This is a genomic window from Hafnia alvei (assembly GCF_964063325.1).
Lineage (GTDB): Bacteria > Pseudomonadota > Gammaproteobacteria > Enterobacterales > Enterobacteriaceae > Hafnia > Hafnia alvei_B.
On sequence record NZ_OZ061315.1, the window covers coordinates 202,568 to 217,081 of the forward strand.

Sequence of the window (14,514 nt, forward strand, 5' to 3'; positions counted from 1 at the left end):
TTATAAATTATTTGTGATAACTCAGGGCGCAAACCCTGTGTAGACTAATTATAAAAATGCACGTGGAGCCGGAACGCGATGGAAGGAATGAAGCGAATTCTAATTGTAGAAGATGACGCGCATATTGCCGATTTACTGGCGCTGCATCTGCGTGATGAGGGCTACCACATAGAGCACGCGGCTGATGGCATTGTCGGTATGGCGATGCTGGAGCAGGGCGGTTGGGATGCGCTGATTTTAGATCTGATGTTGCCGGGTATTGATGGGCTTGATATCTGCCGTCGCGCGCGCAGCATGACGCGTTATACGCCGATTATTATGATTAGCGCCCGCTCCAGTGAAGTGCACCGGGTTCTGGGATTAGAGCTAGGCGCCGATGACTATTTAGCCAAACCGTTTTCGATGATTGAGCTGGCAGCACGCGTTAAAGCGCTGTTTCGCCGTCAGGAAGCGATGAGCCGTAATTTGCAGATGGATGCAGGGCGTTTGGAAATTGCGGGGCTCATCATCGATCCTATAGCGCGAGCGGTTTGGAAGGATCAACAACCTGTCGATCTCACGCCGCGTGAGTTTGATTTGCTGTATTTTTTCGCTAAAAATCCCGACAAAGTTTTTTCTCGTTTGCAGCTTCTCGATCAGGTGTGGGGCTACCAGCACGATGGCTACGAACATACGGTTAACACCCATATCAATCGGCTACGCATAAAAATTGAAGCCGATCCTTCCGAGCCGCAGCATATTCTGACCGTTTGGGGCTCTGGCTATAAATTTACGGCGTCGAGCATGGGAAATTAAATGAATCGATTGAGTTTATCCCAGCGTTTAACGTTGGTGTTTGCGCTGTTGCTGGTCGCTTGCTGTGCGGTATCGGGTTGGCTTCAGGTACGCAGTAATACGCAATATAGCCAGCAGGTTATTCAACGTTTGTCCGTCAATCTTGCTCAGCATATTACGGAGAATAACCGGTTGCTCGGTGAGCAGGGACTCAATCCTGCCTCGGTAAAAAAGCTGTTTGATCAGCTGATGTCGGTGAATCCGAGCGTGGAAGTTTATCTGCTTGATAAGCAGGGGCATATTATTGGTGATGCGGCGCCAGAAGGGCGAATTAAACGTCGTGATGTGAGTCTTCAACCCATCAATGCGCTAATGCAGGGGCAAAGCATGCCGGTTTACGGCGACGATCCGCGTAGTGTCGACGGTCGAAAGGTCTTTAGCGTTGCACCGCTACAGGTTGAGGGAAAAACCGAAGGCTATTTGTACGTTGTTTTGCTGGGAGAGGATTACGCTCGGTTAACGGATGATGCCCGCATTGGCTCGACGGTATGGACCGTCGTGGGGTCGATGGGATTGATTGTGCTGTTTGGTTCACTGGCCGGCTGGCTGGCTTTCCGCTGGGTGACAAAACCGGTGCGTCAGCTTACTCGCCAGGTGAGTAAACTTGAGCAGGAAGGGCTGGATTACGCTCGTGTTATGGCGCTGAGCGTACCCGAAGCTGATGTAAAAAGTGATGAAGTGACTCAGCTTCGGCGTGCATTTGTTTTGATGGCTAGGCGCATTGCCGAGCAGTGGAAAACCTTGGCAGAACAGGATCAACAACGGCGTGAATTTATTGCCAATATTTCACATGATTTGCGCACGCCGTTGACCTCTTTGCATGGCTATCTCGAGACGCTATCGGTGAAGTCGGCAAGTATAAGCGAAGTGGATCGCAAGCGTTATCTGGACATTGCCTTAGCGCAAAGCCTTAAAGTTGGGCGACTAGCGCAGGAGTTATTTGAGCTAGCTCGTTTGGAATATGGCGCGGTTAAACCGCAGAAAGAACGCATGTCGTTCAGCGAGCTTTTACAGGATGTTTTTCAGAAGTTTGAGCTGGCGGCAGAAACTCGCCAAATTAAACTGACTGCGGATATTGCCAAAGGTTTACCGCTGGTCAACGCCGATATTTATATGATGGAGCGCGTGCTAACCAACCTGTTGGATAATGCGATCCGCCATACGCCGCAGGGGGGAAATATTGCGGTGAGACTTTGGTATCAGGCAGGGCAAATTTGGGTTCAACTGACCGACAGCGGCGTAGGTATTCCAGAGGAGCTGAAAGCGGGGCTGTTTGAGCGTCCATCGTTGCTCTCAGGCGTGCGCCGCCAGTCCTCGGGGGGATTGGGGTTGATGATTGTGAAACGAATGCTGCAGCTGCACGGTGGCGATATCATGTTGGTTAATGAAAATGAGCAAGGTGCTTGTTTTCGTTTAATGCTGCCGGTGTGATCGCTCCCTTAATTATTCACAGACTTAGTGGTAGCATGAATTTCCCCCCTAATTATAAGAGTTAACTCCGATGATGTTGTTTTTGACGGTGGCATTGGTTCATCTGGTGGCTTTAATGGCTCCCGGACCTGATTTCTTTTTTGTTTCCCAAACGGCGGTCAGCCGTTCTCGTTCTGAAGCAATGCAGGGCGTAGTGGGAATTACACTGGGTATCGTTATTTGGGCAGCAGTTGCGCTGATGGGGCTTCATCTACTGCTGATGAAAATGGCATGGCTGCATAGCATTATCACCGTGGGCGGTGGTTTATATCTGACGTGGATGGGCTATCAGCTCCTTAAGTCTGCGCGTGCAAAAGGCCAGTTAGACAGCGGCGAAGAGGTAAGTATCACGCTGCCAGCTCGTGGAAAAACGTTCCTGCGCGGTTTTCTCACTAACCTGTCGAACCCAAAAGCGGTGATTTATTTCGGTTCGGTGTTTTCACTGTTCGTCGGCGACAATGTGAGTACGCCAGAGCGCGTTGGCCTGTTCGTGATGATTGTGGCTGAAACCTTTGTTTGGTTCAGCATTGTAGCATCGGTATTTGCGCTGCCGGTGATGCGCCGTGGTTATCAGCGTTTAGCCAAGTGGATTGATGGCGTCGCAGGCGTCTTGTTTATCGGCTTCGGTTTGCACCTGATTTTCTCTCGTTCGTAATTATCTTCAGTGAACATAAAAAAAGGCGGGCTAATGATTAATTAGGCCGCCTTTTTTGTATTCGTAAAAATTACATCACCGCGAAGAAGATCATACCAACAACTGCGCCCGTGGTGCCTAAGATGGTTTCCATCACGGACCAGGTTTTCAGGGTTTGTGCTTCGGTTGCGCCGGTAAATTTACCAAACAGCCAGAAGCCGGAGTCGTTGACGTGGCTCAGTACGATAGAACCCCCCGCGATACAGATGGAAAGCGCCGCCATCTGTGCGCCGTTGTAGCCCAGCTCGCCAATAACCGGCAGAACCAAACCTACGGTGGTTAAACAGGCAACGGTAGCAGAACCTTGAATCACGCGCACCGCAGCGGCGAGAACGAAACAGGCAACCGCAATTGGCAGACCTGCGCCAATCAGAGAATTACCTAACGCTGGGCCAACGCCGGAATCCACCAGAATCTGTTTAAATACGCCACCGGCACCGGTAACCAGAAGAATGATACCCGCAGGCTGGATTGCCGCAGAACACACTTCCATCACTTTCTCTTTGCTCATGCCGCGACGGATCGCCAGACCATAAATCGCAACCAGACAGGCGATTAGAATTGCCGTGAATGGGTGACCGATAAATTCCAGCCATTTGTGCAGTTCAGTGCCGGTTTCAACAAAGCGTGCACCGATGGTTTTCATACCAACTAGAACCAGCGGGAACAGAACCAGCGCCAGACTAAAACCGAAAGAAGGCAGTTTGCTCTTATCCAAGCTTGGCTCTTGGATATCTTCAGGCAGAGCCAGCGTCACGTGTTTACTGATGAAGTTACCAAACAGAGGACCCGCTAAAATCATGCCCGGAATCGCTGCGCACAGACCAATCAGGATCATCCAGCCATAGTCAGCGCCCATCTGGGAAGCCAGCAGCATCGGTGTTGGCCCCGGCAGCAAGAATGCCGCTGCGCCAGCAACACCGGCAAACAGTGGGATAGCCAGTTTAACAACGTTGCCATTTGTACGACGGGCAACGGCGAACACCACGCCAATCAACAATACGATAGCTACGTCGAAGAACAGCGGCAGTGCACAGACTAGACCGGCGATACCCAGCGCATAGTGCGCTCGTTTTTCACCAAAGCTATCTAGCAACTTAGCGGCTATCTGATCTAACGCGCCGGTTTCATGCAGGATTTTGCCAAACATGGCACCCAACGCAACCACGATGGCGAGGAAGCCTAATGTTCCTCCCATGCCTTTTTCCATGGTTTTGGCAATATCATCTAGCGGCATGCCGGAAAAAATGCCCGCGCCGATAGAAACCAGCATCAGAGCAACGAAGGCATGCATACGGGTTTTCATCACTAAAAACAGCAGCAGTAGGACCGAGCCTACGGCGGTAAATACGAGAGTAAAAGTACTCATTATGACCCCTGAGAAATCACAGATTTAATGGTTTTAATTGTGTTTTCAACAACGCCGTCCAGAGGGAGGCTGATGTCGACAGCGTGAACGTCCTGCTCAACGCTGGTAGGTTCTTCTAACGCTTCAAATTGAGAAACAAGCATCTGAGGTTTAAAGAAGTGGCCTTTACGCGCCAGCAGACGGCTTTCAATAAGATCGAAATCGCCTTTCAGGTAAATAAAGGAAACGTTTTTGTTACCGTCGCGCAGCATGTCGCGGTAGCGCTTTTTAAGCGCAGAGCAAACGATCAAAGAGACGTCGTTGGTCCGCTGCATAGCGAAAATGGCGTCATTAACCGCTTTCAGCCATGGAGTTCGGTCTTCGTCATTCAGCGCGTGGCCTTCAGACATTTTTTTGATATTGGCGCGTGGGTGCAAGAAGTCGCCATCCAGAAAACCTGCGCCGAGCTGTTGGGCTACAGAGGTTGCTACAGCAGATTTACCGCTGCCAGATACGCCCATCAGAATAAAAACGTGGTGTTGTGGTTTTTTATCGCTCATTTCTACTCCAGAGAGGGGACGGTTTTCCATCCACTAAATGCAATGTTACTGGTAACTTGTTATGGGTAACATTGTCTGAGTAGCGATAATAATTAGCAAGATTTGTGGCAAAGTAGCTTCAATAACTGTGAGGTTACTCTCAGTTACTAACGGGAATTAACTATTATGAGGGGGGGGATTGCTGGGTAATTAGATGCTGCCACCATAAAGTAAGGTGAAGCCGACATCGACCATCTGAGAGGAAATGGTTTCACCACGTAGACGAGACAACATCCGTTCGGCCGCGATTTGACCCATCCGCTCACGCGGTGTCAGTACGCTGGCTAATTTAGGCGTCATTACCTGACCGATATCGTGGCCGTGGAATCCGGCAATCGCCATATCTTGAGGAATACGCAGACCTAAGCGTTGGCACTCGAAAGCCGCACCAGCCGCTAAGTCATCGTTGGTACAGAAAATACTGTCCATATCAGGATAGCGATCTAGCGCTTCGCGCAACAGTTCACTGCCCACCGAATAAGAAGAGCCGCGCGGTATCATGACGCTACGTGGTTGCAGGCCGGCATGATGCATCGCCGTCTCATAACCCTGCTGTTTGATGACGGTACGCTCATCCTGACGAGCACCAAAATAAACAACTTTGCGATGGCCACGATCGATAATGGCCTGAGTCATCTGCCGAGCAGCTTCAAAGTTGTCGAATCCCACCGCGGTATCAATACATGGCGTAATGCAGTCCATCATTTCGACGACCGGTACACCCGATACTTCGATCATTTTACGCGTGCGCGCGGTGTGGTTTCTTTCAGACAGGATCAGCCCATCAACGTTATATGAGAGCAGGGAAAGCAAACGCTCTTCTTCTTTTTCTGGCCGATAACCGTAATGCGCCAGCATGGTTTGATAACCATGTGCGTCGGTGACGCTTTCGATTCCGCGAATTACATCGGCGAAAACTTGGTTGGTCAGAGAAGGAAGCAGTACGCCAATGGCGCGGCTGGTAGAGTTGGAAAGAATATCCGGTGCGCGGTTAGGGATGTAGCCCAGTTCGTCCAGCGCCACTGCAATTTTCGTTTGAAGTGCAGCAGATACCTGTGATGGGTTGCGCAAATAACGGCTAACCGTCATTTTCGTCACTCCAACTTTATCTGCGACATCTTGAAGTACAGGGCGTTTTTTCTTCATTTTCAATGAAATAACTAATGTTCGGGCGAATGCACACAGTTTAGCAAAAAAACAATGTGGCGCATAAAACAAATGTGGACTGAAATCGCAGCCGTTTAGCTGCGATTTCAATGAACAATGTCAGTGAATTACCGAAGAATCACATTAAAAACCATTCGCGTGCGAAACCTGCGCAAACCATTCACCACTCTTTTTCACGCTTCGGGTTTGGGTTGCGAGATCGAGCTGAATAAAGCCGTAGCGGTTTTTGTAAGCGTTACACCAAGACCAGTTATCAATAAATGTCCACATGTGATAGCCCAAACATTGGCTGCCTTCCTGAATCGCTTTATGCACCCATTGCAGATGTTCACGCACAAATTCAATGCGATAGTCGTCTTGGACTTGTCCATTCTCGATAAATCGCTGCTCATTCTCCACGCCCATGCCATTTTCAGAAATAAAGCAGCGCGGATTGCCGTATTCAGTACGTAGATTGGTCAGAATGTCGTAAATACCTTTCTCATAAATTTCCCATCCACGATGAGGGTTCATTTTACGGCCTGGCATTTCATAGTTTTCAAAGAACCATTCAGGCATAAATGGACTATCAGGATTGACTAGGCTGTCGCGGCATTTAATACGGCGTGGCTGATAGTAATTGATGCCTAAAAGTGAGACCACGCCTTGAGCCAATAGCTCACGGTCACCGCTGCGGCACTCCGGTAGCTGATGATGAGATTTCAGCAAAGCCACTAACTCATCAGGATATTTACCTAAGAGCGCCGGGTCTAGGAAGCTGCGATTAAACATCAGATCGGCAATGTTAGCCGCTTTGACGTCAGCAGGATTTTCAGAGCGAGGGTATGACGGCGTGAGATTGAGAATGATGCCGATGTCACCGCCCTGATCCAGCTGGCGATAACGTTGCACCGCCTGGGCGTGCGCGATCATGGTGTGGTAGGCCACGGTGGCCGCACGTTTGAAATCCACCACGTTAGGGTAGTGGAAGTCATACAGATAACCGCCTTCCACCGGAACGACCGGCTCATTGAAGGTAAACCAGTGTTTAACGCGGTCACCAAACAGGCGGAAACAGGTATCGGCATACTCCGCGTAGGCGTCTGCAACTTCGCGATTTTCCCATCCGCCGATCTGCTGCATCGCCATGGGCATATCAAAATGGAAAAGGTTGATAAAAGGCGTAATGCCCTGAGCGAGCATTTCATCAATGACCTGATTATAAAATGCGACAGCTTCAGGATTGACTGCCCCACGACCTTCGGGAATGAGACGAGCCCATGAAATCGAGGTGCGAAAGCTATTGTGTCCAACGCGTTTTAACAGCGCGATATCCTCGCGCCAATGCTGGTAAAACGTTGATGTATCCTGTGGACCAACGTTTTGATGAAAACGGTTTGGCTGCTCGGCAAACCAGTGATCCCACACGGTAGCGCTTTTACCGCCGCCAAGCGTATTACCTTCTGTCTGCGGTGCCGAACTGGCGCTACCCCACCAAAATCCTGTTGGAAATGAATGTGTCATAAATGCTCCTATTATGAATTTCTCGCCAGTTCATTGGCCCGTTTGCTCGCCCTTGCATTAGGGCTGCTTTCGTTGTTTTGCAGCTCCCATGAGCCAAAAAGACGACTTGCAGAGCCACATTGGATAGGTTTTTGAAACCGGTTTCTATAAAGAAAGAAGCAAAGCGAGAGCGGGGTTCCGGAATGAGCATTCATGGCGATAAAACTGTGGGGTAGATCACGGATTGGGGGGAGCTACACTCCGTATTAAGAAAACTTGTGCATTACTCATCTTGTTTTATTATTTTTACTTTATCAATATAATTCCCTGATTGATCGATCCTTTCATATTCAGCTGTACACGTCTCTTTCTCATATCCTGAGAATTCTGATCTCGATGATGGATAGTTATTTATGTCCACATCAAGAGTGAATTTATACTTCTCAAAGAGACTTACCATGCCAGCTGTAGGTTTGAGATCGTGGATGTTAATAATGACTTTCATTCCTTGAACAAAAAATATTCTTTTATGTCCATATTCTGGATGATTTTTACATCCTCCAATAATCGACGACACATCAAAACGAGCACGTGTTACCGATGATCGCCAGCTTATGTCAGGGGCTAGTACATCGGCCCCCAAACGACCGTTCTTTATGATTTGTATCAATTTACACTGATAAAATCCCGAGAAATTACCGAAATCTGCTTCATCATAATAACTGCCATCTCGACAAACAAATTCATATATCTTTATTTTTTCTTCAGATAACAAGTAAAATTCAAAGGCAGTATTTTCTGAAGTTATTTCAGCTTGTTTGTGTATGGGGATGATAGGTGGGTAGCCTGCTGATGCAGCAGGAACGTTTAGAGAAAAAAGCATATAATAAAGTAATGAATTTATTTTCAATTTTTATCCTCTAGGCAAATTCATGTTTGTCAGACAATTTCAGCGGTACTCAGCTATTCGACAGGGGGACGTGAATCTAAAACAGTTCTTCATAACTAACTCACTCACTGTAATTATGCAGATAATATCGGACGTTCGTTGTAGTGTGAATTTGTCATTAACTGCACTCACGGTCGTTCACATGGCAGCGTTTTCCACTAGATTACCGTACAGGCCGTTCATTTTTTCGACCAAAACCTTACTAGTTAATAATATCTATTCGTGCATTTAGCTGAATATATGCATGTTGAGACATAAACCATACAGATAGAAAATCAAAGTGCTATTTTTCATTAATGTGCTAAATTTAATGCTGTATAACAAAAACTATATGTCAAAGGAAATTAGCACCAGAGTCTAATTTAAGATTAGGAACTAACCATAGTAGCTCCATGTTATCCCTTTGTGGTTATCTGCCACTGATGGTTTGTCATTTTTTCTTCTTCCTACGGACTGGGTAAGTTGTAATAGGATGAAAGTCTTTTATTAACTCCCATAATTCATGATAACCATTAACTCTGGCAACATCAGCAGGGATTTGGTTGAATTCATTTCTAATTGTTGTTTTCGCCTTAAGCTTCAAAAGAATAACAATTGATTTTAGTTGTCCAAACATTGCTGCCTGATGTAATGGTGTATTCCCTAAATCACCAATCGCATCTATGTTAGCTCCACCAGAAATGAGTGTTTCAATATCCTCAATTGATCCTGCTCTGGCTGCCATATGCAACATTGTGTCGTCATCGATAGATTTTTGGTCCACATTAGTAATTTTTGCACCATAAAAATCTGGATGATCCTGATATTTCAAAAATAAATTTTCTAATTTAAGGTCATCATTCATTTATTTGTGCACTCCTTACGATGCTGTTCAGATAAAATTTTAATTCTATTTTTTCTTTCTTGTATTTTTATATCATGTCGACCGGGGAACCATTTATTATCCCAACTTTCATATAAACTTGCACACAATTTAGCATGATCAATAGCCTTGGATAGTGATGCGCAATCACTGTTCCCTTTTTCTGGTTTTTTATCACAAAAACTTTTTGCTCTTTTGTATTCGGTATCTTTGAACTCATCCAGCTTTGAATTTGAATCCTCAGTGCCTGACCCGGAGCCAGATTTTGCTAACGAAAATAATGCCCAAGTTACAGCAAGTCCTATAAGCCCGCCTATTACAGCTCCTACTGGTCCACCGACAGCCCCACCAGCAAGTGCTCCTGCTGCTGGATTTAACCCGAGAGGATCAACCATCTGTAGTGGGTTATGAGGGTATATATATTCATCCATCATCCAACCCGATCGGATCGTGAGTAATATACCGGTCTAACGTCGGATCGTAATAACGATGGTGGTCATAATGTATGCCTGATTCCTCATTGTATTAATTAATTTCGACCGAAAGTGGCATACCATGAAAAGCATTTTGTTAATTTATCAGGAATTCCCTTTGCATTTATTTTAACCCAATTTTGTATATCACCCTCTTCCGCAGGGATTGCTCCACCGCTCCATTCTGTGATGAGGGTTTTCTTATTGTATATATCTTCATCATAGAAAAAAAACGTTTCATCTGAAACATATGTGTCGGCATACATAATTAGCCAGTCTTTATCTTTAAATACTCTAAGTATGTTCGCTTTTTCTATGTGTGCTTGTCTGGAAATATCTATTTCCAATTGTTTTTTTTGCGTTATATTTAAACTTTTAATCATTTGAGTGCATGGTGAGTTTGCATATGCACAGTTACATAATGATAAATATAATAATATAAATTTAATCATGCATTCCTCATCTTAAAATTTTCATGATATGTTTTATTACAACCCATTCAAAAAAGTTCATTACATTGCCCATTTTTATCACGTATTCCATATGAACCACATGTTAACTTTGTTCCTGTTCCTGTTCCTGTTCCTGTTCCTGTTCCTGTTCCTGTTCCTGTTCCTGTTCCTGTTCCTGCTGAATATCGATACCAAGTAGGTGTTCCAAACCATTTTTTATCGCTTGCTCTAAACACTGGGCCTCCGGTATGAGAAGCGCTCCATACATCTCTCCCTTTTACTCCAGTAGCGCTTCCACCATATAATACAACATGCCCGGGATAATGCCCGACGTCACCTAAAGTAGGTTCCCCATTAACGGGAATAAAGCGAGGATCGTGAGTAAATTGACCGCTAGTTAATCGACCTATATCTATACCTGCTTGTTTATATATTGATGAAATTGCACCTGAACAATCAGCTCCTGTTTTTGTAGTGCCACCAGAGCGATATGGAACATTAGATTTTGACCAATCTTCAGCTGCGGATTGAATTGCATTTTGCTGTTCTGTAGTTAGTTCCAACCCCAATGGATCTATAAATTGCAACGGGTTCACAGGATAGGAATAAAAACTCATTCCCCCATCCAACCCAATCGGATCCTGAGTAATATACCGGCCTATCGTCGGATCGTAATAGCGATGGCGGTTGTAGTGTAGGCCGGACTCTTCATCGTATTGCTGCCCCTGCATTCTGATTGGCTGGTGCAGCTGATGCGGATTTTCTTCACTGAGCGCATTGCCCCAGGCGTCCAGCGTGATGGACCAGTCGATATCGCCGTTGAGGTTGATGAGCTGCTGCGGTGTGCCGAGGTGGTTGCAGTCGTACAGCTGGGCGGCGTAGGGCGTATCCGGCAGTGGGTCGAGCAGGGTGGCCAGATATTCCGGGCTGAGCTGAACCTGATTGAGCCACGCGTGTTGCTCCGTGCTGAGGCGGTTGGCGCGCAGCGCTAGCTCAATATGGTGCAGGGTTTGCTTGAAATCGGGCGGCAGGGTGATACCCACTTCCAGCTCGAGTTTATCGGCCAACGGGGTGATTGTCGGCGGCTTATCGCCTTCAAAACGCAGCAGGGGCACAAAGCTGTGGGGCAAATAGACCGTGTGAATGCGGGTGCCATCGCGTTCGGTGAGCACCAGTTTGTCGCCGTCCCAGCCAAACCAGCTGATGTGCTTGGGCTGGTTGCGCTGCATGACCTGTTTACCGATGCGCCGCCCTAATGGGTCGTAGCAGTAGCGGCCGCCGCGCAGGGCTTCGCCGTCTTGCGCGCAGAGGTAGCTGACGAGGCGATGGCTGCGGTCGTAGCGGTAGTGATGCACTTCGCCCGCGTCGCGTTTGCGGGTTTTTTGAGTAAGATTGCCGTGGGCATCGTACTGATAATAAAAGTGCGCATCTTCGCTCAGGCGATTACCCGGATGGCGCATGTCGGCCATAAAGGCCTCGGGCATGTAGCGGTTGATGAGCCGGTTGCCCGCGAGGTCAAGGTGGTAGTCGGTGTGGCGGTGGGCGCTGCGCTCGTGGATGAGGCGGCCGGCGGCGTCATACCCATAGTGCTGCGATGAAAATGGGCTGACAATATCGCTCAGCTGGCCACGCGACGTATAGCGGTATTCCTGTGCGCGCGGGTCGGCGTTGGGGGTACTGAGCGTGAGGCTGTGCAGCCGTCCGACCTCGGTATAGCTTGTCTCTAAGATACTTTCGCCAAAGCGGCGCTGCGTTTCTCGGTGTAAGGTATCGCGGTCAAATTCCAACAGACTTTGCTCGCCGAGCGCTACGCCGAGCAGGTGGCCGGGGCCGTAGGTGTGCCAGTGCAGGGTGGGTAGGCCGTCGGGCGTGGTGAACAGCAGGGCGCTGTTGGCATCATAACGATGCTGGATGCGGTGCTGCCACAAAATACTGCCGTCAGGGGCGCTGACAATCTGCTGCTCTTGGTTAATTTGCCCGGACAGGTTGCGTTCAAACAACACGCTGACGGGGTAGCCTTCGCTGACGTGATGCGCGGCTATTAGCTGGCCGTCGAGGTTATATTCCCAGCGCGCTATGTCACTTTCGGCATCTTCGGTATTGTGGGTGCGGCTGACTAATCGCCCCAAAATATCATGCTGCCACTGGGTTATCAGGCCGGCATCGTCGCTTTCTATTAATTCCCCAGCCGCGTTGTAGCGATAGCGCTGAACCCGTCCGTCAAAGCCCACTTCTTCCACCAATCTGTCCATCGCGTCATAGGTAAAACGCATCTGGGCATCATTTTCATTAGTGAGCGCAATCAGTCGGTCGGCGGCGTCATAGGTAAACTGCTGGGTGGCACCGCCGTGGGTGCGCGTGAGCAAACGGCCGTTGTCATCGTAGGTCATCACGGTTTGGCTGCCGTCGGGCTCGGTCAGCGTGATTAAATCACCCGCGGGATTGTAGTGATACTGGGTGCGTTCACCTGCGTTGTTTTCCGTGGCGGTCAGACGTCCACGGATATCGTACGCATAACGTAAAGTGAGGCCTGTGGGGCGGCAAATCTCACTGCGCTGCCCCCAGCGGTCATAGCGGTATTCGGTGGTGTTGCCCGAGCAGTCGGTGTAGCAGGCCAATTGGCCGGTGCGCGTCCACGTCAGGTGTTTCTCTCCGCCGCCAGCATCGGTAATCGTACAGGGCTGCGAGCTGGCCTCGTCGGCATAGGCATAGCGCACGGTGCGGTTAAGGGCGTCACTTTCTGCGGTCAGGCGGCCAAGCGCGTCATAGCTACGTGTGAGGCGACGGTCATCGGGCAGTATCGTTTGAGTCAGTAAACCGTGGAGATTATAGCCAAAGCGGGTGCGGTTGCCGTCGGGGGCGACGATGCTGGTGAGCTGACTGGTGGTAATATCGTGGGTGAAAGCAGTTTTTCGCCCCAGCGCATCGGTTTGCGCCATCAGCAGATAGCCCGCCACCTCGTTGTGGCTTTCACTACCGTCAGCGAATGTGCGCTTCACCACCCGTTTAAGGCCTTTCTCGCCGGTGTAATAGTAGGTTTCACGACGCCCCAGACTGTCGGCCACCGTGGTGCTCTCGGCGGCATAATCGAACTGATAATCCAGCCCGTTGGGGTTGCTTTGGGTCACGGCGCGGCCCTGAGCATCGTAGGTATAGCAGCTGACGGGACGGCCCAGATAACGGTGGGCGGTCATGCGTCCGAGCAAATCGGGGTGATAGGCGAACTGGCGAATGGCCTGTCCGCTGCGGTCATACACGGTTTGCAGCTCACCGCGCGGGGTGTACTCGTAACGCACCAGCGGCTCGGCGGGCGCATCGGGAAAATCAGGGTCATGCACCAAAAACACTGCCGACAGGCGAACGCCGTTGTCACGCCCCCAGCCGCCGCGCTGCGTACAGACCGCCTCGGCGATATGCTGGTGCTCCAGCCGATAACGCCGGCCTACGCTGTCCTCGACCTCGGTAATGACGCCGGAAAATAGGTCAGTACCGGCGTAAAAGTATTGCAGCTCCTGCCCAAAACGGTCACGCATGCCGCGCAAAAAACGCCGCGCGGACAGCGGGGCAGGGAGTGCGGTGCGGCCTTCGTCTTCCGAAATACCGAACACCCACCACGGGCCGAGAGCGTCAGCGGTGCACAAATACAGGTGTGAATTTAATCGCCACGATTCGGGCAGGGTATGCCAGAGCATCGCCAGGGGATGGTTTTTATCGCGCTCAAGCAGGCCGCCGCGTACCAGCCACAGGGATTCGCTGCGGCTGAAATGCGCCTCACCAACGGCGAGCGTGTTGAAATGCAGGCTGCGCCCGCCGTTATCGTTGAGGATAAGGCCGGTTTTGGTCACCAGCAGGCTGATACCGCTGGGCAACTGCCAGCCGGGGCCGAGCAAGCCCACGGGCGCTGGGGTATCGGTTTGGTAGCTGCTGTAGCTGCGGGACAGGATAAAAGGCACCGTGGCCGGTAAGGTGACGTCGGTTTCGGCGGAGAGGACCTTGGCGCCCAATAACGGGTTGACGGGCTTACCGACTTTTTGTCCATTGGGACAGGTCGAACAGGCCACGCCGCTGGGTGCGCCAATCAACACGCCTAACGAACCCTGCGTGATAGGGCCGCCGATCGTAGTTTCGTCTGTTTGACGCGCTGCGGGTAATCCGATCATGTTATACCTTCCTTAGTATCGACT

General features: G+C 49.5%; 13 protein-coding genes. 3 read left to right on the forward strand and 10 right to left on the reverse strand.

Annotated features, from left to right (window positions below; all coding sequences use genetic code 11):
* Nucleotides 1–78 precede the first annotated feature (78 nt).
* The 3 genes from AB3Y96_RS00975 (at nucleotide 79) to rhtC (ending at nucleotide 2,959) form a co-directional block, all read left to right on the forward strand.
* Nucleotides 79–795: a response regulator transcription factor gene (locus AB3Y96_RS00975; RefSeq protein WP_367298292.1), complete on the forward strand. Its 717-nt coding sequence runs from the start codon at nucleotides 79–81 to the stop codon at nucleotides 793–795.
* A complete protein-coding gene (locus AB3Y96_RS00980; RefSeq protein WP_367298293.1) occupies nucleotides 796–2,265 on the forward strand; it encodes an ATP-binding protein in 1,470 nt (489 codons plus the stop codon).
* Between the two features lie 70 nt (nucleotides 2,266–2,335).
* On the forward strand, nucleotides 2,336–2,959 hold the full coding sequence (rhtC, locus tag AB3Y96_RS00985; RefSeq protein ID WP_040046673.1) for a threonine export protein RhtC: 624 nt from the start codon (nucleotides 2,336–2,338) through the stop codon (nucleotides 2,957–2,959).
* Nucleotides 2,960–3,029: 70 nt separating this feature from the next.
* On the opposite strand, the gene gntU is transcribed toward rhtC, so the two are convergent.
* The 10 genes from gntU to AB3Y96_RS01035 form a co-directional block, all read right to left on the reverse strand.
* Nucleotides 3,030–4,367 (reverse strand): gluconate transporter, encoded by a 1,338-nt coding sequence (gene gntU, locus AB3Y96_RS00990; protein ID WP_367298294.1) that lies wholly within the window; start codon nucleotides 4,365–4,367, stop codon nucleotides 3,030–3,032.
* On the reverse strand, nucleotides 4,367–4,906 hold the full coding sequence (gntK, locus tag AB3Y96_RS00995) for a gluconokinase (RefSeq protein WP_040046672.1): 540 nt from the start codon (nucleotides 4,904–4,906) through the stop codon (nucleotides 4,367–4,369). Before gntK ends, gntU begins: the two co-directional genes overlap by 1 nt.
* Before the next feature lie 189 nt (nucleotides 4,907–5,095).
* Nucleotides 5,096–6,091, reverse strand: a complete 996-nt coding sequence (gntR, locus tag AB3Y96_RS01000) for a gluconate operon transcriptional repressor GntR (protein WP_072308825.1) — start codon at nucleotides 6,089–6,091, stop codon at nucleotides 5,096–5,098.
* 144 nt (nucleotides 6,092–6,235) lie between these two features.
* Nucleotides 6,236–7,615, reverse strand: coding sequence for a glycoside hydrolase family 1 protein (locus AB3Y96_RS01005; RefSeq protein ID WP_367298295.1), 1,380 nt, complete (start codon nucleotides 7,613–7,615; stop codon nucleotides 6,236–6,238).
* Between the two features lie 262 nt (nucleotides 7,616–7,877).
* Entirely contained in the window at nucleotides 7,878–8,504 is a 627-nt protein-coding gene (locus AB3Y96_RS01010; RefSeq protein WP_367298296.1) for a hypothetical protein, read from the reverse strand.
* Between the two features lie 469 nt (nucleotides 8,505–8,973).
* Nucleotides 8,974–9,387, reverse strand: coding sequence for an ankyrin repeat domain-containing protein (locus AB3Y96_RS01015; RefSeq protein ID WP_130987531.1), 414 nt, complete (start codon nucleotides 9,385–9,387; stop codon nucleotides 8,974–8,976).
* Entirely contained in the window at nucleotides 9,384–9,839 is a 456-nt protein-coding gene (locus tag AB3Y96_RS01020; RefSeq protein ID WP_367298297.1) for a hypothetical protein, read from the reverse strand. The genes AB3Y96_RS01015 and AB3Y96_RS01020 overlap by 4 nt, the downstream gene beginning before the upstream one ends.
* The gene (locus AB3Y96_RS01025) at nucleotides 9,829–9,912 is read right to left on the reverse strand and encodes a hypothetical protein (RefSeq protein ID WP_367300259.1); all 84 of its coding nucleotides are present in this window, start codon (nucleotides 9,910–9,912) and stop codon (nucleotides 9,829–9,831) included. Before AB3Y96_RS01025 ends, AB3Y96_RS01020 begins: the two co-directional genes overlap by 11 nt.
* A 22-nt stretch (nucleotides 9,913–9,934) precedes the next feature.
* Nucleotides 9,935–10,330 (reverse strand): hypothetical protein, encoded by a 396-nt coding sequence (locus AB3Y96_RS01030; RefSeq protein WP_367298298.1) that lies wholly within the window; start codon nucleotides 10,328–10,330, stop codon nucleotides 9,935–9,937.
* A gap of 47 nt (nucleotides 10,331–10,377) precedes the next feature.
* Nucleotides 10,378–14,490 (reverse strand): RHS repeat-associated core domain-containing protein, encoded by a 4,113-nt coding sequence (locus AB3Y96_RS01035; RefSeq protein WP_367298299.1) that lies wholly within the window; start codon nucleotides 14,488–14,490, stop codon nucleotides 10,378–10,380.
* Nucleotides 14,491–14,514 lie beyond the last annotated feature (24 nt).

Excerpts from the sequence above, each read along its gene's own strand:
- gntK (WP_040046672.1), bottom strand. The coding sequence starts at position 4,906 with ATGAGCGATAAAAAACCACAACACCACGTTTTTATTCTGATGGGCGTA.
- AB3Y96_RS01005 (WP_367298295.1), bottom strand. The coding sequence starts at position 7,615 with ATGACACATTCATTTCCAACAGGATTTTGGTGGGGTAGCGCCAGTTCG.
- AB3Y96_RS01020 (WP_367298297.1), bottom strand. The coding sequence starts at position 9,839 with ATGATGGATGAATATATATACCCTCATAACCCACTACAGATGGTTGAT.
- AB3Y96_RS01035 (WP_367298299.1), bottom strand. The coding sequence starts at position 14,490 with ATGATCGGATTACCCGCAGCGCGTCAAACAGACGAAACTACGATCGGC.
- AB3Y96_RS01015 (WP_130987531.1), bottom strand. The coding sequence starts at position 9,387 with ATGAATGATGACCTTAAATTAGAAAATTTATTTTTGAAATATCAGGAT.
- AB3Y96_RS00975 (WP_367298292.1), top strand. The coding sequence starts at position 79 with ATGGAAGGAATGAAGCGAATTCTAATTGTAGAAGATGACGCGCATATT.
- gntU (WP_367298294.1), bottom strand. The coding sequence starts at position 4,367 with ATGAGTACTTTTACTCTCGTATTTACCGCCGTAGGCTCGGTCCTACTG.
- AB3Y96_RS00980 (WP_367298293.1), top strand. The coding sequence starts at position 796 with ATGAATCGATTGAGTTTATCCCAGCGTTTAACGTTGGTGTTTGCGCTG.
- rhtC (WP_040046673.1), top strand. The coding sequence starts at position 2,336 with ATGATGTTGTTTTTGACGGTGGCATTGGTTCATCTGGTGGCTTTAATG.
- AB3Y96_RS01030 (WP_367298298.1), bottom strand. The coding sequence starts at position 10,330 with ATGATTAAATTTATATTATTATATTTATCATTATGTAACTGTGCATAT.
- gntR (WP_072308825.1), bottom strand. The coding sequence starts at position 6,091 with ATGAAGAAAAAACGCCCTGTACTTCAAGATGTCGCAGATAAAGTTGGA.